At 55.0% G+C, this 22,356-nt stretch carries 22 protein-coding genes; 11 read left to right on the forward strand and 11 right to left on the reverse strand.

Annotation, left to right across the window (positions count from 1 at the left end; translation table 11 throughout):
* The 4 genes from MT343_RS02785 (at position 1) to MT343_RS02800 (ending at position 3,177) form a co-directional block, all read left to right on the forward strand.
* The gene (locus tag MT343_RS02785; protein ID WP_145471057.1) at positions 1-756 is read left to right on the forward strand and encodes a cytochrome c1; all 756 of its coding nucleotides are present in this window, start codon (positions 1-3) and stop codon (positions 754-756) included.
* An 89-nt stretch (positions 757-845) separates the two neighbouring features.
* Positions 846-1,472 (forward strand): stringent starvation protein SspA, encoded by a 627-nt coding sequence (sspA, locus tag MT343_RS02790; RefSeq protein WP_145471056.1) that lies wholly within the window; start codon positions 846-848, stop codon positions 1,470-1,472.
* A gap of 11 nt (positions 1,473-1,483) precedes the next feature.
* Positions 1,484-1,891: a ClpXP protease specificity-enhancing factor gene (locus MT343_RS02795; protein WP_222428627.1), complete on the forward strand. Its 408-nt coding sequence runs from the start codon at positions 1,484-1,486 to the stop codon at positions 1,889-1,891.
* A 233-nt stretch (positions 1,892-2,124) separates the two neighbouring features.
* Positions 2,125-3,177 (forward strand): BMP family ABC transporter substrate-binding protein, encoded by a 1,053-nt coding sequence (locus MT343_RS02800; RefSeq protein WP_255449073.1) that lies wholly within the window; start codon positions 2,125-2,127, stop codon positions 3,175-3,177.
* A 70-nt stretch (positions 3,178-3,247) separates the two neighbouring features.
* On the opposite strand, the gene MT343_RS02805 is transcribed toward MT343_RS02800, so the two are convergent.
* The 4 genes from MT343_RS02805 to gatC all read right to left on the reverse strand — a co-directional run bounded on the left by MT343_RS02805 (position 3,248) and on the right by gatC (position 7,266).
* Positions 3,248-3,859, reverse strand: coding sequence for an SRPBCC family protein (locus tag MT343_RS02805; RefSeq protein WP_145471053.1), 612 nt, complete (start codon positions 3,857-3,859; stop codon positions 3,248-3,250).
* A gap of 140 nt (positions 3,860-3,999) precedes the next feature.
* Positions 4,000-5,460 carry an Asp-tRNA(Asn)/Glu-tRNA(Gln) amidotransferase subunit GatB gene (gatB, locus tag MT343_RS02810; protein WP_145471052.1) on the reverse strand — a complete coding sequence of 487 codons (1,461 nt, stop codon included), beginning with the start codon at positions 5,458-5,460 and terminating at the stop codon, positions 4,000-4,002.
* Positions 5,461-5,470: 10 nt separating this feature from the next.
* Positions 5,471-6,937 (reverse strand): Asp-tRNA(Asn)/Glu-tRNA(Gln) amidotransferase subunit GatA, encoded by a 1,467-nt coding sequence (gene gatA / locus MT343_RS02815; protein WP_145471051.1) that lies wholly within the window; start codon positions 6,935-6,937, stop codon positions 5,471-5,473.
* 41 nt (positions 6,938-6,978) lie between these two features.
* A complete protein-coding gene (gene gatC, locus MT343_RS02820) occupies positions 6,979-7,266 on the reverse strand; it encodes an Asp-tRNA(Asn)/Glu-tRNA(Gln) amidotransferase subunit GatC (RefSeq protein ID WP_145471050.1) in 288 nt (95 codons plus the stop codon).
* 126 nt (positions 7,267-7,392) lie between these two features.
* Between gatC and MT343_RS02825 the strand changes: the two genes are divergently transcribed.
* The 7 genes from MT343_RS02825 (at position 7,393) to MT343_RS02855 (ending at position 16,800) form a co-directional block, all read left to right on the forward strand.
* On the forward strand, positions 7,393-8,430 hold the full coding sequence (locus MT343_RS02825) for a rod shape-determining protein (protein WP_145471049.1): 1,038 nt from the start codon (positions 7,393-7,395) through the stop codon (positions 8,428-8,430).
* 183 nt (positions 8,431-8,613) lie between these two features.
* On the forward strand, positions 8,614-9,459 hold the full coding sequence (gene mreC / locus MT343_RS02830; RefSeq protein ID WP_145471048.1) for a rod shape-determining protein MreC: 846 nt from the start codon (positions 8,614-8,616) through the stop codon (positions 9,457-9,459).
* Positions 9,456-9,935: a rod shape-determining protein MreD gene (mreD, locus tag MT343_RS02835; protein ID WP_145471047.1), complete on the forward strand. Its 480-nt coding sequence runs from the start codon at positions 9,456-9,458 to the stop codon at positions 9,933-9,935. The genes mreC and mreD overlap by 4 nt, the downstream gene beginning before the upstream one ends.
* On the forward strand, positions 9,932-10,519 hold the full coding sequence (locus MT343_RS02840; RefSeq protein ID WP_145471046.1) for a Maf family protein: 588 nt from the start codon (positions 9,932-9,934) through the stop codon (positions 10,517-10,519). Before mreD ends, MT343_RS02840 begins: the two co-directional genes overlap by 4 nt.
* A gap of 4 nt (positions 10,520-10,523) precedes the next feature.
* Complete coding sequence (gene rng, locus MT343_RS02845; RefSeq protein WP_145471045.1) at positions 10,524-11,975, forward strand: ribonuclease G; 1,452 nt, start codon at positions 10,524-10,526, stop codon at positions 11,973-11,975.
* An 8-nt stretch (positions 11,976-11,983) separates the two neighbouring features.
* On the forward strand, positions 11,984-16,003 hold the full coding sequence (locus MT343_RS02850) for a YhdP family protein (protein ID WP_145471044.1): 4,020 nt from the start codon (positions 11,984-11,986) through the stop codon (positions 16,001-16,003).
* Positions 16,003-16,800, forward strand: a complete 798-nt coding sequence (locus tag MT343_RS02855) for a carbon-nitrogen hydrolase family protein (RefSeq protein ID WP_145471043.1) — start codon at positions 16,003-16,005, stop codon at positions 16,798-16,800. The genes MT343_RS02850 and MT343_RS02855 overlap by 1 nt, the downstream gene beginning before the upstream one ends.
* Before the next feature lie 11 nt (positions 16,801-16,811).
* On the opposite strand, the gene yjgA is transcribed toward MT343_RS02855, so the two are convergent.
* The 7 genes from yjgA to MT343_RS02890 all read right to left on the reverse strand — a co-directional run bounded on the left by yjgA (position 16,812) and on the right by MT343_RS02890 (position 22,293).
* Entirely contained in the window at positions 16,812-17,324 is a 513-nt protein-coding gene (gene yjgA / locus MT343_RS02860; RefSeq protein WP_145471042.1) for a ribosome biogenesis factor YjgA, read from the reverse strand.
* 20 nt (positions 17,325-17,344) lie between these two features.
* A complete protein-coding gene (gene mgtE / locus MT343_RS02865) occupies positions 17,345-18,700 on the reverse strand; it encodes a magnesium transporter (RefSeq protein WP_145471041.1) in 1,356 nt (451 codons plus the stop codon).
* A gap of 109 nt (positions 18,701-18,809) precedes the next feature.
* Positions 18,810-19,079: an HPr family phosphocarrier protein gene (locus MT343_RS02870; RefSeq protein ID WP_145471040.1), complete on the reverse strand. Its 270-nt coding sequence runs from the start codon at positions 19,077-19,079 to the stop codon at positions 18,810-18,812.
* 5 nt (positions 19,080-19,084) lie between these two features.
* On the reverse strand, positions 19,085-19,957 hold the full coding sequence (gene rapZ, locus MT343_RS02875) for an RNase adapter RapZ (protein ID WP_145471039.1): 873 nt from the start codon (positions 19,955-19,957) through the stop codon (positions 19,085-19,087).
* A gap of 33 nt (positions 19,958-19,990) precedes the next feature.
* Positions 19,991-20,455: a PTS IIA-like nitrogen regulatory protein PtsN gene (gene ptsN, locus MT343_RS02880; protein ID WP_145471038.1), complete on the reverse strand. Its 465-nt coding sequence runs from the start codon at positions 20,453-20,455 to the stop codon at positions 19,991-19,993.
* 3 nt (positions 20,456-20,458) lie between these two features.
* Positions 20,459-20,761: a ribosome hibernation-promoting factor, HPF/YfiA family gene (hpf, locus tag MT343_RS02885; protein WP_145471037.1), complete on the reverse strand. Its 303-nt coding sequence runs from the start codon at positions 20,759-20,761 to the stop codon at positions 20,459-20,461.
* Between the two features lie 32 nt (positions 20,762-20,793).
* Positions 20,794-22,293: an RNA polymerase factor sigma-54 gene (locus MT343_RS02890; protein WP_145471036.1), complete on the reverse strand. Its 1,500-nt coding sequence runs from the start codon at positions 22,291-22,293 to the stop codon at positions 20,794-20,796.
* Between the last annotated feature and the right edge of the window lie 63 nt (positions 22,294-22,356).

The raw sequence follows: 22,356 nt of genomic DNA on the forward strand, positions 1-22,356 counted from the left end.
ATGAAAAAAGTATTCGCGTTAATTGCCGCATTTATTCCAGCCGTTGCTATGGCTGCAGGGGCCGGAGTTCATCTGGATAAGCACCTGACTGATCTGACTGACACTGCATCTCTGCAGCGTGGTGCGCAGACCTTTGCTAACTACTGCATGGGCTGTCACTCTCTGGAGCATGCCCGTTTCAACCGTGTTGCCCGCGATCTGGGTATCCCGGAAGATCTGATGAAAGAAAACCTGATTTTTGCCGACAAACAGTTCGGTGAACTGATGACCATCGGTATGCAGAAGGAAGACTCCAAGCGCTGGTTTGGTGCGACTCCTCCGGATCTGACTCTGGTTGCCCGCGTACGTCGCCCTGACTGGGTATATACCTACATGCGCAGCTTCTACGAAGATCCAAGCCGTCCATGGGGCGTGAACAACGTTGTATTTAAAGACGTTGGTATGCCGCATGTTCTGGCTGATCTGCAAGGCCGTCAGGTAAAAGGTACCGCACAGGTTGCTGTTGGTTTTGATACCCTGACTGGTCAGGAAATCACCGAAGAGCACGAAGGTGTTCTGTACCTGGCTGAAGAAGGCAAGCTGTCTGCTGAAGAGTACGACAAAGTTGTGTATGACCTGGTTAACTTCCTGGTTTACATGGCTGAGCCAATTGCCGTTGAGCGTGAGCGCATCGGCTGGTGGGTACTGTTATTTCTGGCAATCTTCTTTGTTCCTGTATATATGCTGAACAAAGAATACTGGCGCGACGTTAAGTAATACGTCCGGCAGTTAATTGCCTGCACAGCCCGTCCGCTTTTGCGGCCGGGCTATCTTTGTTTTTGGGTTTGCTAAGAGGTAAGGAAATTATGGGGGTTGTGGCTAAACGCTCTTCCATGACGTTCTATTCGGATGCGTCAGATCATTACAGTCACCGTGTACGTATCGTACTGGCTGAAAAAGGGGTGGCGGTAGAAATTCATGACGTCGATCCCGACAACAAGCCAGAAGATCTGGCATCACTGAACCCATACAACTCGCTGCCGACACTGGTGGATCGCGATCTGGTTCTGTACGAACCAAACGTGATGATGGAATACCTCGACGAGCGCTTTCCGCATCCGCCGCTGCTGCCGGTTTACCCGGTTGCCCGTGCGCAGAGCCGTCTGTGGATTAATCGCATCGAAAAAGACTGGGGCGGTCTGATCGACACCATCCTTAATGGTAAGGGTAAAGACGTTGAGGCTGCCCGTAAGCAGCTGACTGACAGCCTGATCGCAACCAGCCCGATCTTTGCAGAACTGCCATATTTTATGAGCGAAGAGTTCTCCATCGTTGATTGCTGCGTTGGCCCGATCCTGTGGCGTCTGCCTGTACTGGGTATCGAATTGCCGGAGAAATCCTGTAAGCCGATGCTGCAATATATGGAGCGTCTGTTCGAGCGTGAATCCTTTATCGCCAGCCTCTCTGAAGCTGAGCGGGAAATGCGCGACTGATGAGTAATACCATGACACCCAGCCGCCCGTATCTAATGCGGGCGCTGAATGAGTGGATTCTCGATAATCAGTGCACGCCTTACGTTCTGGTTGATGCCTTACTGCCCGATGTTCAGGTTCCGCAGGAATATGTGAATAACGGGCAGATTGTGCTGAACATCAGTCCCGGGGCAGTGCAGAACCTGCTGATTGATGAAAGCGGCCTGTCGTTTAACGCCCGCTTTGGTGGTGTGCCTATGGCAGTCTTCGTTCCTGTCATTGCCATACTGGCAATTTATGCACGCGAAAATGGCCAGGGTATGGTGTTCGGCTCTGAAGCCGGAGCACCGGACCCGGACGATCCGCAGCCGCCGAAGAAAAAACCTGCAACGGATACTCCGTCAGGTGGCGCAAGACCTTCACTGAAAGTAGTGAAGTAGTTGTTTTCGTCAAAATAAAAGAACCGCCGTCAGGCGGTTTTTTTATGTCTGCCTGTTACCCATGCTCCTCCCGGGCTGTTATTCAATAAATGGCGCGTCTTTGACCACTTTTGAAAATTTATTGTGATAGCTATCGATAAATGAAGATCCTGCGCTTGAAGGCAGAAACTGGCTGAGCATAATGCCTGACCAATTGGTCAAGTATTAATGGTCGGATCGCTATGCGCCTCTGTATGTTAAATCTGTTACTCGTATGTTTGTACTCACTGACAACTGCTGCTCATGCACAAATTAAAGCGGCTTTCATTTATGTCGGACCAGCAAAAGAAGTGGGCTGGTCACACTCGCATGACGAAGGCCGTCAGTACCTGGAAAAAGTTTTCGGTGCGGATGTTAAAACCGAGTATGCAGAATTCGTACAGGAAGGGCGGGCTTCCGCCGAGGCGATCCGTAAACTGGCTGAAAATAACGATATTATTTTTACCACCTCACAGGGCTATATGGTCACCACAGCGCGTGTTGCGCGCGAATTTCCGGCGGTTAAATTTGATAACGCCACCGGACTGCGTCTGAGTGATAATCTCGGCAGTTATGCTGCACGTGCTTATGAACCTCGCTATTTATCCGGCATGATTGCCGGTGCCATGACCCGCAGTAACCGCATTGGTTTTGTTGCCGCCCATGCTATTCCGGAAGTTATCCGTGGTATTAATGCATTTACCCTTGGCGTGCGCCGGGTAAACCCTCAGGCGGTTGTTGAAGTAAAGTGGACCCGTCAGTGGTACGCGCCGGACAAAGCCTCTGAGCTGGCCCGTGAGCTGCTGAAAAGCGGTGCTGATGTGCTGACCCATCACACCGACTCGCCAGCGGTTGTTAAAGAAGCAGAAGCCGCTGGCGTGTTTGCCATCAGCTTCCATTCCAATATGTCGGAATTTGCCCCGACCAAACAAATCGCCTCGGTTGGTTATGATTGGGGAAAATACTACGCCACACAGATTCAGGCGTTAAAAGAAGGCAACTGGAGCAGCAAGCGATTGTGGCTGGGTATGAGTGAGGATATTGCCCAGCTGAATAATCTCAGCGATCAGATTCCGGCGGCGGTACGCGAACAGGTTTTGCAGGTTGAGCAGGAGATAAAAAATAAAACCTTCAACGTTTTCTCCGGCCCTGTTCTTAACAGTCGCGGTCGTCCACTGGTACGTTCTGGCGAATCTCTCACCGATGATGAGCTGCTGCGTATGAACTGGTATGTGGAAGGTGTGGTTGGTGAGATGCCGTCGTTCTGAGGGCGGTGTATTACAGTGCTAAAGCGATTTCCCTGATGCTTTTCGGCATCAGGGAATGTAAGCAGCCAACTCAGGCATCAAACGGGCTGTGCGGCTCCCACGGATGCGGGCGCTCGAACGCATCTTTCTGTTCAATCATGGCCTTGATGTTTTCCAGGTTCAGGCGGAATACCCGCTCTCCTTCGAACTGACTGACCCAGAATACAAAATGTTCAAAAACGGAATATTTTGTATGGTCGTCGAGATCACCTTCAAAGGTCAGGCGGGTGGTGCCATTGCCCAGATCTTCATACAGCTGATAGGCGGTAAACTGAAAACGCTCGAATAATTCCCAGCTGGTGTTGGAGACATTATAGGTGCGCAGGGTACGGCGTTTGTATGGTTCGGCGGTCAGCGTGCGTTCATCCCAGAAAAATCCTTCTTCATTGTCGTTGCGGAAGCAGCGGCGCAGGGCACCGATCTGGCCTTCGGCAACCGGTGAACTTTCCAGTGGGCGGATATGATCGAAGATTACCGACCAGCCTTTCGCGTGGCGGTTATCAGAAAGAAAATCCCAGACTTCTTTGACGGGCGCATTAATAACAACGCTGTGTGAAGTAACAACGTGGCGCTGGGCCTGAGCAATAAGGATAACAACAGACAAAGTGACAACGGCCACCAGTCCGGCTAATAGTTTTTTCATAAGCGTTTCCGGATAAATAAGGAGGGTGAGTCGTGAGATGTCCGGCAGAAAGAGTGCCGGAAAATAATTCCGTCCGTGGTGCTTTTATTATGGTGTTATAAAACGCCCGCCGCGGTTATTGGCGGCGGGCGCTGAGGGGCTTACAACTCTGACAGTTTTTTCTGCAGTACGTCCATAACCACCTGCGGGTTAACCCCTTTAGCGGCTTTACGCACCAGACCAATAAAAGGCCCGATGGCTTTGGCACGTTTATCTTCCGGAGTGGCCAGATAGCCTTCAACCAGTTTCGGGTTGGCGGCCAGAACCTCGGCCACAATGGCTTCGATTGCGCCGCTGTCAGATACCTGTTTCAGGCCCAGAGAATCGACCAGCTTGTCGACGCTTTCTGCGCTGCCGTCACCTTTACCTTCGACCAGTGCATTAAAGACTTCTTTTGCACCACCGTTGTTCAGGGTGTTGTCTTTAATCAGCTGCAGAATGCGGCCCAGTTGTTCGGCGCTGACGGCCAGTTCGCCGATGCTGATTTCCAGACGGTTCAGTGTGGCAGACACATCGCCCTGCACCCAGTTGGCCGCCAACTTATAGTCGTTGGCAATTTTTGCCGCGGTTTCGAAATAGTGTGCCAGCTCACGGTTGGCCGCCAGTACGGCAGCATCGATGGCGCTCAGGCCGTGTGCGTGGGCAAAGCGGGCACGTTTGGCATCCGGCAGTTCCGGCAGGGTGGCACGTACAGCTTCAACATAGTTGTCGTCGATGATTACCGGTAATAAATCCGGGCAAGGGAAGTAGCGGTAATCGTTGGCAACTTCTTTGGAGCGCATGGCGCGGGTTTCGTTTTTGTCGGCATCGTACAGGCGGGTTTCCTGAATGATTTTGCCGCCGTCTTCGAGAATATCCATCTGCCGTGCAATTTCTGCATCGATGGCACGTTCCACGTTGCGGAAAGAGTTTACGTTTTTAATTTCGGTGCGGGTGCCGAATTCTTCCTGACCTTTCGGGCGCAGGGAAACGTTACAGTCGCAACGCATTGAACCCTGAGATAAATCGCCGTCGCAAATGCCCAGGTAAGTCACGATGCTGTGCATTTTACGGAAATAGGCTGCGGCTTCTTTGGCGTTGCGCATTTCCGGCTCGGATACGATTTCAATCAGCGGCGTGCCGGCACGGTTCAGGTCGATACCGGACATACCGTTAAAGCCTTCGTGCACCGATTTACCGGCGTCTTCTTCCAGGTGCGCACGGGTAACGTTAATACGCTTGCTGCTGCCGTCTTCCAGTTCGATATCGATATGGCCGATGCCAACAATCGGATGGTGCAGCTGGGTGGTCTGGTAGCCTTTGGGAGAATCCGGGTAGAAATAGTTTTTACGGTCAAAAACCGATTTCAGGCCGATTTCTGCGTCAATGGCGAGACCGAATTTCACTGCCATACGCAGTGCTTCTTCGTTAAACGCTGGCAGTACACCAGGCAGACCCAGATCGATGGCACAGGCCTGGGTATTGGCGTCGGCACCGTACGCGGTCGACGAGCCGGAGAAAATTTTCGATTTGGTGGCCAGCTGAGCGTGAATCTCAAGGCCGATTACAACTTCCCATTCCATGATTCGCTCCTCAGATGTCAGCCTGGTTTTTAAGGTCAGGTGTTTTCAGATGCCAGTCGGTGCTTTGCTGGAATTTATGCGCAGCATTCAGCAGACGGCCTTCGTCAAAATAATTACCAATCAGCTGTAAGCCGACAGGTAAGTTGTTTACCTGACCACAGGAAATCGACATGCCAGGCAGGCCTGCCAGATTCAGGGCGATGGTGAAAATATCTTCAAGGTACATGTCGACCGGATCGGCGGTTTTTTCGCCGCATTTAAATGCCGGCGTCGGAGTGGTTGGGCCCATGATGATATCGACTTCGTTAAAGGCATTCACAAAGTCATTTTTAATCAGGCGGCGTACCTGCTGCGCTTTTTTGTAGTAAGCATCGTAGAAACCGGCAGACAGGGCATAAGCACCGACCATAATGCGGCGTTTAACTTCGATACCGAAACCTTCACCACGCGAGCGTTTGTACAGGTCGTTAATATCCTGCGGATTTTCGCAACGGTAACCAAAACGTACACCATCCATGCGTGACAGGTTGGCGGAGCACTCGGCCGGCGCAATGATGTAATAAGCAGGAATGGCCAGATGGGTATTCGGCAGTGAAATTTCTTTCACTTTCGCGCCCATCTTTTCGTATTCGGCGATGGCGTTGCGCACCTGCTGCTGCATTTCGGCACTTAAATCGCTGCGGAAATATTCTTTCGGCAGGCCGATGGTTAAACCTTCGATGCTGTTATTCAGTGTGGTGGTGTAATCCGGTACGTCACGGTCAACACAGGTGGAATCTTTGGCATCAAAGCCGGCCATAACATTGAGCATCATGGCGGAGTCTTCGGCGGTACGGGTAATGGTACCGGCCTGATCGAGACTGGAGGCGTAAGCAATCATGCCCCAGCGTGATACGCGGCCATAGGTTGGCTTCAGACCGGTCAGGCCACAGAAGGCGGCAGGCTGGCGGATCGAACCACCGGTATCCGATGCCGTGGCACCCGGTACCAGTTGCGCGGCTACGGCGGCGGCTGAACCACCGGAAGAACCACCGGGAACACGGTCGGTATCCCATGGGTTTTTAACGGCGCCGAAAAAAGAGCTTTCGTTGGATGAGCCCATGGCAAATTCATCCATGTTCAGCTTACCCAGAGACACAGCACCGGCGTTATTGAAGTTTTCAACAATGGTGGCGTCGTAAGGCGCAACGAAATTGCTCAGCATTTTTGAGCCGCAGGTGGTCAGAACACCGTTGGTACAGAAAATATCTTTATGTGCCATCGGCACGCCGGTCCAGGCATCGGCATTGCCGGCTGCGCGACGGGCATCGGCGGCTTTGGCCTGAGCCAGCGCCTGTTCTTCGCTCACGGTAATGAAACTGTTGTAGCGATTATCGGTCTGTTTGATGCGGGAAAGCAGGTTCTCAGTAATTTCGACACTGCTGTATTCACCGGCCGCCAGATCGCGGGAAATTTCTGCGATGGTTTTGTTATGCATAAGGAATCCTTGTCCCCGGGGCTGAGCCTCAGGTTTTGCTGTTACTCAACGACGCGTGGTACGAGGTAGTAGCCGTTTTCGGTCTGAGGAGCGATCTGCTGGAAATGATCGCGGTTATTCTCTTCGGTCACGACGTCAGCCCGCAGGCGCTGAACTGCATCCAGCGGGTGTGCCATAGGTTCGACAGATGAGGTGTCGACGGCGGATAACTGATCGACCAGGTCGAGAATGTTGCTCAGATTTTTCTGGTATTCCGCGATTTGTGCCTCGTCGATTTGCAGACGGGACAGATCGGCAATGTCACGAACCTGTTGCTGGTCCAGAGCCATGTGCTTACTCCAGTGTTGATGCCTGTTGGAAAGGTGCCGAGCGTAGCATAAATGCGCCTTGCCCTAAATCCCCACCATTGCTAGAGTTACCCACAATTTTGCCACCTGTGAACAGGAATCGATTGGATGTTTAAGAAGTTAAGAGGCCTGTTTTCCAGTGATCTGTCGATCGATCTGGGAACTGCAAACACTCTGATTTACATGCGTGATCAAGGCATTGTCCTCAATGAGCCATCAGTTGTAGCCATCCGTCTGCAGGGTCATCAGAAAAGCGTGGCAGCGGTAGGTACCGAAGCAAAACGTATGCTGGGTCGTACTCCGGGAAATATTCAGGCCATCCGGCCAATGAAAGACGGCGTGATTGCCGACTTTGAAGTGACTGAAAAAATGCTGCAGTACTTTATTAAAAAAGTGCACGAAAGCAGTTTTATGACTCCAAGCCCACGAGTTGTGGTCTGTGTGCCGTATCAGGCAACCAAGGTTGAACGCAAAGCGATCCGCGATTCTGTTCTGGGTGCCGGTGCACGTCGTGCTTATCTGATTCACGAACCAATGGCAGCAGCGATTGGTGCCGGCCTGCCGGTTGATGAAGCCCGTGGCTCCATGGTTGTGGATATCGGTGGTGGTACCACCGAAATCGCCATCATCTCCCTGAGTGGCGTAGTTTATGCGGAATCGGTAAAAGTGGGTGGTGACCGTTTTGATGAGGCCATCGTCGCTTATATCCGCCGCAACTACGGCAGCCTGATCGGTGAAGCGACCGCTGAGCGTATCAAACAGGAAATCGGTACCGCCTATCCGGGTGGCGAAGTACGTGAAATCGACGTCCGTGGCCGTAACCTGGCCGAAGGTATTCCGCGCAGCTTTACCCTTAACTCCAATGAAATTCTCGAAGCGCTGCAGGAATCGCTGGCGGCTATCGTGCAGGCGGTTAAGGGTGCGCTGGAGCAATCTCCACCGGAGCTGGCGTCTGACGTTGCCGAGCGCGGTATGGTATTGACTGGTGGTGGCGCATTGCTGCGTGACCTCGACAAGCTGCTGAGTGAAGAAACCGGCCTGCCGGTGATCGTTGCTGATGATCCTCTGACCTGTGTCGCCCGTGGCGGCGGTAAGTTCCTGGAAACGGCAACAGAGCAACAGCTGGAAATGCTGGTGCTGGATTAATCGCCGGAAATAAGTGCTGAAAAAGCGGAGCTTTGGCTCCGCTTTTTTTATGCTTAAAGCATTCCTTTATGCGGCGGAAGCGCTGACTCAGGCCTGCCGGTGCTGGTTCCTGTTTGTGCTTGGCGGTATAGTTAGCCACTTCAATTTTTATTCGGGTACAGCGTTATTAAGTCGCAGTTTCAGGTGCCGACGTTTCAGCGGCAGCGGGTATTGGGGATTGTTGTTCTGGCACTGGCGCTGATGTGGCTGGACAGTCACGCTCCGTGGTTACAATCCGTGCGTTATATCACCGGCTATCTGCTGGCGCCTGCGCAACAGGTGGCTCTGGTTCCCTCCGCTATTGGTAACTGGTTTGGTGAATCCGCTGCCAGCCGTCAGGAATTAACCAACGAAAATAAACAGCTGACAGCGCGCAATCTGGTACTGGAGCTGCGTGCCCAGCGCCTGGCCGCGCTGGAAGCGGAAAATATTGAACTGCGTGAATTACTCAGTGCTTCTGAGCAGGTCGATGACCGCGTGCTGGTCACTGCAGTTGTGGCCGTTGATCCTGATCCTTTCAGTCAGCAGATTCTGATCAACAAAGGCGGCGAAGACGGCGTATTTATCGGCCAGCCGGTGCTGGATGCCTACGGCCTGCTTGGTCAGGTGATCGATGTAATGCCCTATAGTGCGCGGGTATTGATGATTGCCGACTCCAACCATGCGATTCCGGTGCAGGTAAACCGCAATGGTGTGCGCGCAATTGCCGTTGGCACCGGTGCGCTGGATGAACTCGAACTGATTTATGTGCCCAATACCGCCGACATTATCAAGGGCGACCTGCTGGTCAGCTCCGGTCTGGGCGGGCGTTATCCGCGTGGTTATCCGGTAGCAACCGTGACCAAAGTAGAAAATATTCCCGGAAAATCCTTTGCCGCCGTTACTGCAGAACCCAGTGCTCATCTGGATCGCAGCCGGCATTTATTGCTGGTGTTCAGTCATGGCTCCGGTCAGGTGCCACCGGGCGGCTTATGGCAGGGTAAAGAATGAATATCCGTGCACTGATTCTAGTGGCTACCGGTATGTTTCTGGCCTTTGTGCTTGAGCACCTGCCTATGCCCGATATTCTGTTGTGGCTGCAGCCGGCCTGGGTGTTGTTATTGGTAACCCTGCTGGTGCTGCATGCGCCACATATTTTTGGTTTATGGCTGGCCGTGCCGCTGGGGCTGATGCTGGATGTCGAGCACAATTCGTTGCTTGGTATGCACGTACTCACGCTGGCAGTGCATATTTTTGTGCTGCAGCTGCTGTACCGGCGTATGGCGATGTTTAATTTTCTGCAGCAGACCGCCGTGGTGTTCTTGCTGGTGGTGCTGCAGCAGTTACTGAGTTACTGGGCGGTAGCCCTGGTGAGTGAAAATATGGTGCCGGTATCGCTCTGGACTCCGGCTCTGACCTCGGCGCTGGTCTGGCCCTGGGTGTACGCCTTAACCCATATGGCGCTGGCGCGCCTGCATCTGTCATGACGGAGGCAAAAGGCCTGATTCTGGCGTCCGCTTCGCCACGGCGACGGGAATTACTGCAGCAGATTGGTGTGCAGTTTCGTGTGCAGGTGGCCGATATTGACGAAACACCGCAGGCGGGAGAGACACCGGCTGCTTATGTTGCCAGACTGGCACTGGGCAAGGCACAGAAGGTTGCAGCAGCTAACCCCGGTTGTGTGGTGCTGGGTTCAGACACCACGGTAGTGCTGGACGATGAAATTCTGGGCAAGCCGGAAAACGATGCCGATGCAGCGCGTATGCTGGCCGCCCTGGCTGGTCGCCGCCATCAGGTCATGACCGCCGTTGCCCTGGTGCAGGATGATCAGCAGCGGGTGCAGACGGTCATCACCAATGTTCACTTTACGTCGTTAAGTGCCGCGCAGATCACCGCCTATGTGGCGACCGGCGAGCCGGCCGATAAAGCCGGAGCTTATGGAATACAGGGACTGGGCGCAGTGCTGGTGGACGCCATTGAAGGCAGTTACAGCAATGTGGTTGGTCTGCCGCTGACGGAAACAGCGGCCATGCTGCAAGAATTTAATATTCCCATCTGGGACAAGGATTAAGCCTGTGAATGCAGAAATTCTGATGAACGTTACCCCGACGGAAACGCGGGTAGCGGTGGTCGAGAACGGCGTGGTGCAGGAGATTTTCCTCGAACGCACCAACCACCGCGGACTGGTCGGCAACATTTATAAAGGCAAAGTAGTGCGCGTGCTGCCCGGTATGCAGGCGGCCTTTGTCGATATCGGTCTGGAGCGGGCTGCTTTTATTCACGCGGCAGAAATCGGCACGGGTGATGGCAATGCGCCGATCAGCCAGCTGGTACACGAAGGCCAGGCGCTGGTAGTGCAGGTTACCAAAGACCCTATCGGCACCAAAGGTGCCCGTCTGACCACTCAACTTGCTATTCCGTCACGCTATCTGGTGTATATGCCGGGAGCGGATCATGTCGGCATTTCACAGCGTATTGATGACGATGGCGAACGCGAGCGTCTGAAGCAGCTGGTGAATAACTGCATGGAAGCGGAAGGTCTGACCGGCGAAGCGGGGTTTATCCTGCGTACCGCAGCTGAAGGCGTGGGCGATGATGAAATTCTGTCCGATACCCGCTACCTGCGCCGTTTATGGCGCAAGCTGGAAGAGCGCATTAAAGACAATAAACCACCGAGTCTGGTGTATGACGAGCTGCCGCTGTCGCTGCGTACCCTGCGCGATTATTCGCGGCCGGAAGTTACCAAGATTCTGATCGACTCGCGTGAAACCTTTCAGAAAATCGAGCAGTTTGTGCAGCAGTATGTGCCGGAAGTTGCCGACCGTATTGAGTACTATCCCGGCCCGCGTCCGCTGTTTGAACTGTACAGCGTCGAAGATGAAATCCAGCGTGCGCTGGAGCGCAAGGTGCCGCTGAAGTCCGGCGGCTATCTGGTGATCGATCAGACCGAAGCCATGACCACCATCGACGTGAATACCGGTGGCTTTGTCGGCCGCCGCAACCTCGAAGAAACCATTTTCAAAACCAACCTCGAAGCCGCCACCGCCATTGGCCGGCAACTGCGCCTGCGCAATCTCGGCGGTATTATCATCCTCGATTTTATCGATATGGTTGAAGCCGAGCATCAGCGTCAGGTTTTGCGCATGCTGGAAAAGGTACTGGAAAAGGATCACGCTAAAACCAAGATCAGTGGTGTATCTGAGCTGGGACTGGTGGAGATGACGCGTAAGCGTACGCGTGAGAGTCTGGAGCAGATGCTGATGGAACCCTGCCGTTGTTGTGGTGGGCGCGGTTCGGTAAAAACCGCAGAAACCATCTGCTATGAAATTTTCCGTGAAATTCTGCGCGAAGAACGGGCTTACGGTGCCGGAACCTATTCCGTACTCGCCAGTCAGCAGGTAGTGGACCGGCTGCTGGACGAAGACAGCAACGGTCTGGCGGATCTGGAAGCCTTTATCGGCAAGGCCATTAAGTTACAGGTCGAGCCGTTATACACCCAGGATCATTACGACATCGTCCTGCAATAGGCATTGTTATGATTTGGTTGCGCGAGTTCTGGACACAAATCTGGATTACCCTGGTGGTCGCCGCGGTGACCCTGGCGCTGTATACCAGCCTGGGTCGCCAGCTGATTCCGCTGGTGGAAACCTACCGTGCCGATCTCGAACATGAACTGAGCCTGCAACTGGGCCAGCCGGTATCCATCGGTCAGCTGCAGGGCGACTGGAACATGCTGTCGCCTGTGGTGCGCATGCGCGATGTACAGGTGGGGCTGCTGGCCGACGGTATCCATGTGGCACGCATGGAGGCTGAGCTGGATGTCAGTGCCAGTGCTTTCTATCGTCTGCCGGTGTTCAAACGTATCGAAATTCAGGGCGTACGCGCCGACCTTTATCAGCGTGATCAGACACACTGGTCTATTGGCCGTGGCTGGTCGGTCGATCTGAGCGGAATCAAGCGTCAGCCTGCGGCTGCCGACAATGTGAAAATTGCCGCTTCTTCCAATCCTTTGTGGCTGAACTGGCTGGAGCTGCAGCAGGCCATTGTTCTTACCGACTGGAATATCACCAGCTTTGATCCACAGATGACCCGTGAAGACGTGCAGATTGACCGGCTGGTCTGGCGCAACCGCGGCGACAGCCATGAGCTGGACGGCAACCTGGCCTGGGGCCGTGAGCAACTGGCAAATATCAAACTGATGGCTTCGGTGGATGGCGATCTCTGGCCCTGGTACCGGCAGAACGGCGAAGTCTTTCTGCGCATTGATAACCAGGAATGGACGCGCTGGATTCCCGATCAGCTGCCCGGAGGTCTGAGTATTGAACGTTTTACCGCGGGCGCTGAGGCCTGGCTCAGTATCCGTGACGGCGATCTGAACGCGTTGTACGTCGATGCCGATATACCGGCCTTTACCCTGAATACCAGTGGCCAGCCGCTGGCGCTGAGCGGTGGCAGCCTGAAAATTGGTGGCGAACACAATGGCGATGACTGGCACCTGCGTGTATTACCGCAGTTTGATCAGCAACTGCCCCTCGACAGCCTGAGTCTCAGTGCCATCACATTGCCGCAGCAGAAAGGCTGGCAGATTGGGGTGCCGTTGCTGGATGTGGCAGCTGCCCGCCGTTTTATTCTTGACCATCAGTTATTGCCCGAGCCGTTCGACCAATATGTTGAAGGTACTGACGGCCGCGGAGAAGCGCGTAATCTGCGTATTTCGCTGTTACCCGGCGAGCATTGGCAAGTGGATGTGCGCAGCGATATTGTCAATGCCAGCAGCGCGGCCTATCACGGCATTCCGGCGTTCAGCGATGTAACCGGTACGCTGCATCTGCAACCACAGGGTGGTTTGTTACAGGTGAAAGGTGATGATCTGAGCGTTCATCTGGCCGATGTTTACAGCCAACCCTGGGACCTGAAAAAATTGTCGGCCGGCTTTTACTGGGCGATCAAACCCGATTTCTATCAGCTGCAGCTGCGTGGCCTGAAAGCCGGTTTGCAGGAGAATGACTCTGCAACGGTATGGCCGCTCAGTGGTGAACTCGCGATTAATCTGCCACGCAGTCACAGCGCCACCGAATCTACCCTGAGCCTGTTGTTTGGTTTGCCACAGGCGCCGGCCAGTCTGCGCTCGCAACTGGTGCCTGAGCTTCTTGATGAGGCAGTGCGTGACTGGCTCGGTCAGTCGATTGTGGCCGGAGACTTCCGCGATGCCGCTTTCTTGCTGCACGGTAACCTTGAGCATGAACATCCTGACAACAGCCTGACCACTCAGCTGTATCTGGAAGTGGAAGGTGCCGAACTGAAATACATGCCGGACTGGCCAGCGCTGCGCGCTATTAAAGGCCGGCTGATGATGGATGCGCCGGCACTGGACGTATGGCTGGAGCAGGGCCGAACCCTTGGCGGCGAGCTGGTACCGCATTCCGGCCGGGTGCGTTTACGTCCGGGACGTGATGGTCACACCGAACTGTCGGTGGCCGGTCGTCTGCGCGGAGACAGTGGCGACGCATTACGTTATTTCACCGAAACGCCATTACAGGGCGTGGTGAACAATGCCTTTGATCACTGGCAGGCCAATGGTCCGATGACGGCCAATATGCTGCTGGAAATGCCGCTGGGCTCTGAGCACACCGAACCCGAGATCAAACTGGACGTGGAGCTGAGCGATAACCAGCTGCGTCTGGACGACCTCAATATTGATCTGGCAAACCTCAAAGGCCGGCTGCGTTACAACAGCCAGGTAGGTCTGCTGTCCGACTGGCTCGAAGGCGATGTGTTTGGCGGTCACTTTAATGCCGGTATCGAATCGGTCGGTCGCCCCGGTGGCTTCGATATGGTGCTGAGTGCCAATGGTGATGCCCGCTGGGATCGTTTTAAACAGTGGATGCCACTGTTTTTGCTGGACCCGGTCAGTGGCGCTCTGGACTACAACGCCCGTCTGACCGTTGGCGCGCAGGGTGTGGTGTTTAATTTCAATTCCGATCTGCAGGGCACGGCTATTGATCTGCCTTATCCGTTAGGTAAAACAGCCGATAGTGCTGCACGGCCGATGGAGGTGCGGGTCGAGCCCGGCACAGAAACCCGGATCAACCTCAACTACGATAACCTGTTGCGTGCTGCACTGGCGCTGGATGCTGATGGCCTGAACCGGGGGCAGGTGTACCTTGGCGGCTCGGAACCTTTCCTGCCGAGTGATAAAGGCGTGGTGGTTCGTGGCCAGCTGAGTGAATCCATTGTTGCCGCAGACTGGTGGGACACCTGGCAGCATCTGTCCAGCCTGCTGGCAGCAGAAAGCAAGGCGCAGAAAGCTGGTGCCACAGTCAAAAGTGAGGCAACTGCACACAGTAATAATCCGCTGCGCAGTATTAATCTGACGCTGGGTGGCGTGGATGCCTGGGGAACAGCGATGGGGCCAACCCATATCATTGCTGCCCAGCAGTGGGATGAATGGGATTTTGACGTCGACAGCACGCTGGTGAAAGGCAAGATCCGCATGTTGCCGGGCAATGAGCCGATTCAGCTGGCGCTGGACTATATTCATTTGCCGCAAAGTGAAGAGGAGCCGGGAAACCTGGCAACACTGGATGGCAGCCAGGATGAAGTGACAGTGGTTGCTGACAAGCCTGATCCGCTGGCCGCACTCAATCCGGCGGATTTCCCGCCGATGGATATGGATCTTGCAGAGCTTTATGTCGGCAGCCGTAACTTTGGTCGCTGGAAACTCAGCAGCCGGCCACAGACTGATGGTATGCAGATCACCCTGCACGACAGTGATATGAAAGGTATGGCCTTTACCGGGGATGTGTACTGGCTGAAGCAGGGTGACCAGCATCAGACCCGCCTCGATACGTTGCAGATCAGCAGTAACGACATTGGCCGGGTGCAGCGCGCTTTCCGTCAGGAAGCCGCGATTGAAGGTAAGGATATGCGCTCGACCCTGCAGCTGAACTGGCAGGGCTCGCCACTGGCTTACAACAACAAAACTCTCAATGGTCTGGCCAGTTTCCGTGTGAAAGACGGCAATATGGCTGCCGAAGGTGCCGGAGCGTTAAAAGCCTTTGGTGCGCTGAACTTTAATTCGGTCGCCCGCCGCCTGAAGCTCGACTTCTCCGATCTGTATCAGTCCGGGGTGGCCTTCGACACACTGAAAGGCAAAGCGCGGATTGAAAATGGTCTGCTGACCCTGACCGAGCCGCTGAGCATGGACGGCCCGGGTGGTAAATTCCTGACCTCAGGCAGCACCGATCTGAAGACCCAGACACTGGATATGAAGCTGGCGGTGACCTTCCCGGTATCCAGTACGCTGCCGATGGTGGCGCTGCTGGCCGGTCTGGCACCACCGGTAGCGGCCTCGATTTATGTTACCGAGAAGCTGATCGGTGACGAGCTGGCACGCTTCACCAGTGCCAGTTACGACCTGAAAGGCACCTGGGAAAAACCGGATCTGAAGATCAATCAGGCCTTTGACGATAAGGTCGACGGTAAGAAGAGCCGCAGCCTGCTGGAACGCTTCAAGAGTATTTTCTATATCTTCGGCGGAGGCGATGACGACTGATGGCTAACGTCGCGGTGATTCAGTTCAGCAGCCAGCCACAGATTGAACACAATCTGGCACAGGCCTATGACCTGCTGCAGCAGGCCGCGGCACAGGGTGCGGTGCTGGCGTTACTGCCGGAAATGTTCCTCACGCTGGATGGTAAGCAGTACAACGCCATTGCCGCTGATCCGCAGTATGTGCAGCGTCTGGCCGGCTGGGCGCAGGAGCTGAAACTCTGGCTGGTGGCCGGTGCCGTGCCGATGCCATGCCCGGACGGAGATCCGCGGGTGCGTTCGGCCTGTCTGGTGTTTAACAGCAAAGGCGAACAGGTTGCCCGCTACGACAAGATTCATCTGTTTGATGTCGATGTTGGCGATGCCCACGGCAGTTACCGTGAATCAGAACGCTTTGCACCCGGGGATGAGGTGGTGCTGGTGGATACACCGGCCGGTCGTCTGGGGCTGGTGATCTGTTACGACCTGCGCTTTCCGGGGTTGTTTCAGCGTCTGCGCGAACAGGGGGCGGAGCTGATTTCTGTACCCGCGGCCTTTACCTACACCACCGGCGCCGCGCACTGGCAAACACTGCTGCGTGCCCGCGCGATTGAAACCCAGTGCTATGTGCTGGCCGCAAACCAGTGCGGCTGGCATGACGATAAACGCCGTACTTATGGTCACTCACAGATTATTGATGCCTGGGGAGCGGTGCTGACCGAGCTGGAGGAAGAGGCCGGAGTGGCGCTGGCGGAGATTGATCTGGCGCAGCTGGCGGAGGTACGCAAAAAAATGCCGGTGACTCAGCACCGGCGTTTCTGAACGGATGGCAGCTAGTCGGCCATCTGCTCCTTGATAAACTGAAACAGTTTTTTGTACGAACTGCCGGGCTTCGGTGGTTCGCTGCTCATTTCTTTCTGGGCGTTACGCACCAGATTACGCAGTTGCTGGCGGTCCACTGCCGGAAACTCTTCGATAAAAGCATTCAGCCCGTTGCTGTCGCTGACCAGACGGTTACGCCACAATTCCTGCTGGCGGATGCGGCGGCCGTAGGCTTCGCTGGACGGATCAAACAGGTCGAGTTTTGCCTGAATCGCATCCCGGTCTTCATCACCAACCAGACGGCCAATGTACTGCATATGGCGGCGCTTGGCTTCGTGCTGCTTCAGTCTGGCGTTTTCCACCAGAGCGTTGTACAGGGTTTCGCTGATCGGCAGCTCTTTCCACTTGGTGGCATTCAGCTCAGTCAGACGTTTGCCCAGTTCTTGCCAGCGCTCTGCTTCGCGCTTCATTTCGGACTTACTGACGTATTCGATCTCGTCGTCCGGGTAATCAGATTCGTTCATCAGGGGTACTTTAATGCAGGTTACAGATAGAACAGGGTAGCTAACCCCAGGAAAGATAGAAAGCCGATCACGTCGGTGACGGTGGTCAGCACCACGCTGCCAGCCAGGGCGGGATCGATGCCACGGGCCTTGAGCAGCAGTGGCAGACTGGCGCCGGCCATGGCAGCGACCATCAGATTGATGATAATGGCCGCGCCGATAATCAGGGCTATCGCCGGGTCGCGGAACCAGGCGTATGTAATTAAGGCGATAACCACAGCCCAGAGCACGCCATTAATGGCGGCGACCATAATTTCGCGGTTAAACAGCCAGCGGAAGTTACTGCCGCTGAGATGACCAAGTGCCTGGCCACGGATAACCAGAGTCAGCACCTGACTGCCGGCGATACCGCCCATGCTGGCGACAATCGGCATTAAAACAGCAAGAGCCACAACCTGCTCGATGGTTTTATCAAACAGGCCGATCACCGCAGAGGCGGCCAGTGCGGTGAGCAGATTAATGCCCAGCCAGACAGCGCGGCGGCGGCTGGTTTTCAGTGTCGGGGCGAAGGTATCTTCTTCGTCATCCAGACCGGCCATACTCATCAGCGAGTGGTCCGCGGTTTCGCGGATAACGTCAACCACGTCATCGATGGTGATACGGCCAAGCAGCATACCGGCGGCGTCAACCACCGGTGCCGATACCAGATCGTGGCGTTCAAACAGTTTGGCAACTTCGCTCTCGTGCTGGGTTGCCTGAATCACCCGCGCGTCGGTGCTCATCACCTCACGCACGGTTTGTTGCGGGTCGCTGACCAGCAGTTTGCTGATCGCCAGCGTGCCGATAAATTCGTTCTGGCGGTTAACCACCAACAGGTTATCGGTCATGGCGGGCAGGGATTTGTGGCGGCGCAGGTAGCGCAGTACAACCTCAAGGGTGATATCCGGACGGATGGTCACGGTATCGGTGTTCATCAGACCACCGGCGCTGTCTTCCGGATAGCCCAGTACGGCCTCAAGACGGGCGCGGTCCTGGTGGTCCATCGACTCCAGAACTTCCTGAGTTACACGCTCAGGCAGCTGCTGCAGCATGTCGGCCACGTCATCGGTGTCGAGGTCGGCGGTCAGGTCGACAACTTCTTCGGCACTCATGTCGCTCAGGAAGTGGCTTTGCAGCTCCTCGCTGAGGTTCTGCATGACCTCGCCTTCGAGTTCCTTATCGACCAGTTCCCACAGCAGCTTACGGGCTTTAGGCGGAGAAGATTCGATCAGGTGGGCGATATCAACCGGTGCCAGACCCGAATTCAGGATGCGACGCACCTGCGCCAGCGCACCACTTTCCAGCGCGGCGGTCAGGCTGTGTAACTTGGCTTTAGCCTTTTCGGTCTGCTGTGCCATGCGTCGGTTCGGTCCAGGGGATGGTTGAATGCTCAGATTCTAGCCTGATTAGGCCTCTGATACCACGAAACTACTCGCAGAATTGCGCGTAGAAGATTGTTTTGCCGGGCTATTCTTCTTCGTCAAAACGCCGGTTAATAAGATCAATCAGGGCTGCCAGTGCGTGTTCAGCATCCTGGCCTTCAGCATGGATATGTATGTTGGTGCCTTTGCTGGCGGCCAGCATCATCACCGCCATAATGCTCTTACCGTCGACCATGCGGTCGGGGTAACCGACTTTGATCTGGCAGGAATAAGCAGCGGCGGTGGAAACCAGCTTGGCGGCTGCGCGGGCGTGCAGGCCCAGCTTATTGATGATGGTGATTTCGGTGCTGGTCATCCGTATCAGTCCTGATGAATGTCGGCACTGCCCAGCTCGCGGTGGCGGACCTGAACATTGCTGTAATGATGACAGAATTCTGCCTTAAGTTGCTCTGCCAGGTAAACGGAGCGGTGCTGCCCGCCGGTGCAGCCGATGGCAATGGTCATATAGCTGCGGTTGGCATCGACAAAGGCAGGCAGCCAGCGCTGAATAAACCCGCTGATGTCCTGCTGCATTTGTCCGACCTGAGGCTCCCGGGCAAGGAAATCAATGATTGCCGGGTCGCGCCCGGTAAAGGCGCGCAGTGCCGGGTCCCAGTAAGGGTTGGGCAGGTTGCGGACATCGAATACATAATCGGCATCAATCGGGATGCCATGCTTGAAGCCGAAAGATTCAAACAGAATGGCGATGTCGGTGCTGGTTTTATCCGCCACCCGCAATTTAATCAGGCTGCGCAGCTCATGCACAGACATGCTGGTGGTATCCAGCGTCAGATCGGCAAGGTTGGCGATAGGCTCCAGCAGCAGGCGCTCTTTATCGATGGCTTCGGCCAGAGATGTGCTTTTACTGGTTAGTGGGTGCTTACGCCGGGTGGAGCTGAAGCGCTGCAGCAGCACTTCTTCGCTGGCGTCGAGATAGACGACATCCAGCTGGTATTCTTCGCTGGGTAGCTGGTGCAGTACATCGTGGATATTGTCGAAGGCATGGGGCAGGTTGCGGGCGTCAACACTGACGGCGACTTTGGCCAGTTTTTCTTCGCTTTCGGTCTGGCGGGCCAGCGCTGGCAACAAAGCGACCGGCAGGTTATCAATGCAGTAGAAGCCCAGATCTTCCAGTACGTGCAGAGCACTGGATTTTCCTGAGCCGGACCGGCCGCTGATCACCACTAAACGCATTGCTGTGCTCCTCCATTGCCCGTTGGGCTGATGTCAGCCCGGTTGTCCGCTCAGCGCCCGCTGATAAAACCGTTGCGCATCCGGCGCTTTGCGCAGTGCCTCGCGGTAGGCCGGCTCGCTGAAGTTGCGTGCCAGCATCGCCAGAACCTGCAGGTGCTGTTCAGTAGCTTCTTCGGGAACCAGCAGAGCAAACACCAGATCGACCGGCTTGCGGTCAATGGCGTCGTAATCCACCGGCTCCACCAGACGCAGCAGTACGCCCATCGCCTGGTCGCACTGCTTCAGCCGGCAGTGGGGAATGGCAATACCTTCGCCAATCCCGGTGCTGCCGAGGCGTTCACGGCTGAGTAATCGCTCGTAAATATCGTCGGCAGAGCTGTCGCTGAGTTGTTCTGCGATAAAACCTGCCAGGTACTCCAGTAATTTCTTTTTACTGGAAACCGGAGCATCTATCAGACTGCGTTCCGGTGTGAGGATATCCTCGATGCGAATGTCCATTAATCAGCCTTGTCCGTGTTGCCGCGCCACCAGTTTTTCTTTGTGTTTCAGTACCTGACGGTCGAGCTTGTCGGTCATCTGATCGATTGCAGCATACATATCATCGTGCTCAGCGCTGGCGTGCAGGTCGGCACCGCTGACGTGAATAGTCGCTTCAGCAATCATGCGCTCTTTAATAACGGTCAGGGTTACCTGGCCGTTGGTAATGTTGTCAAAGTGGCGTCCCAGCTTGGACATTTTTTCGTCTACGTACGCTTGCAGAGATTCGGTAACGTCAACGTGGTGACCGCTGATATTAATCTTCATGTCCAGACTCCTTGTTGCTGGCTTGTTGTTTTTTAAATCAATTGTTTACGTTCGTTCGAAGGCGGAATCATCATAGCCTCACGGTATTTGGCTACCGTGCGCCGTGCCACCTGAATGCCTTTTTCACCCAACACTGCGGCGATTTTGTTGTCGCTCAGCGGTTTGCGGGCATTTTCTTCAGCAATCAGTTTTTTAATCATGGCACGGATTGCGGTGGAGGAACATTCGCCGCCGCCATCGGTACTGACATGGCTGGAGAAAAAGTACTTCAGCTCGAAGATTCCGCGTGGCGTGTGCATGTATTTCTGGGTGGTTACCCGGGAAATGGTGGATTCATGCATACCAACGGCTTCGGCAATATCGTGCAGCACCAGCGGCTTCATTGCTTCTTCGCCCTGTTCGAAGAATTCAATCTGATATTCGACGATTTTGGTGGCTACTTTCAGCAGGGTTTCGTTGCGGCTTTGCAGACTTTTGATAAACCAGCGCGCTTCCTGCAGGTGGTCGCGCAAGAAGGCGTTGTCGGTGCTGTTATCGGAACGGCGTACCAGTGAGGCGTAATCGGCGTTAACGCGCAGCTTGGGGGCGATATCCGGATTCAGCTCAACCCGCCATTCGTCGCGGATATTGCGTACCAGCACATCGGGCACCACATATTCGGCCTGCTCGGCGCTGATGCCGGCACCTGGTTTGGGATTCAGTTCTTTAATCAGCCGCAGTACGGCTTTGAGGTCGTCTTCGCGCAATTTGGTTTTGCGCATCAGGGTCGGATAATCCTTGCTGCCGAGCAGTTCGATGTAATCGCGGATGACCATTTTGGCTTCGTTCAGCCAGGGCGTATCGGGTGGCAGTTGCTGCAGTTGCAGCAACAGGCATTCACGCAGGTCGCGGGCAAAAGCACCGGCCGGATCAAACTGCTGCAGGCGGTGGAGGACGGCCATGACTTCGTCTTCTTCGACGTCCAGAGCCGGGTCCATGCTTTCCAGAATGTCTTCGACGGTGGTGTGCAGATAGCCGTCGTCATCCACGCCGTCGATCAGCATCAGGGCGATCTCGCGGTCGGTATCTGACATCGGGGTCAAATTGAGTTGCCACAGCAGATGATCCTGCAGATCTTCGGTGCTGGCGTGGCGCGAGTCGTAATCGAAATCGTCGTCGATGGCGTTACTGCTGCTGCCGGAGGCAACGCTGGCGGTGGTCTGGTAAGTATCTTCCCACTGACTGTCGACCGGCAGGTCGTCGGGCAATTGCTCCTGCGACCACTGTTCATCCAGTTCCGGAGTGTCGTTGTGGCTGTCGTCCTGACTGCTGACTTCGTGGCTGCTGCTGGTGTCGTGATCGCTGTTGCGGGACAGATCGGGCAGGTCATCGTGCTCGTGTTCTTCTACTTCGAGCATCGGGTTGGAATCGAGGGCTTCCTGAATCTCCTGCTGCAGATCGAGGGTAGACAGCTGAAGCAGGCGGATGGCTTGTTGCAACTGAGGGGTCATGGTCAGGTGCTGACCCATCTTTAACTGAAGAGACGCTTTCATAAAAGTTCAGTAATCACTCAGTATCGGCATAGTCTGTGCATTATACGCCAAGCGGTAAACCTT

The organism is Venatorbacter sp. C2-1, assembly GCF_022832715.1.
Taxonomy (GTDB): Bacteria; Pseudomonadota; Gammaproteobacteria; order Pseudomonadales; family Oceanobacteraceae; genus Venatoribacter; species Venatoribacter alkanivorans.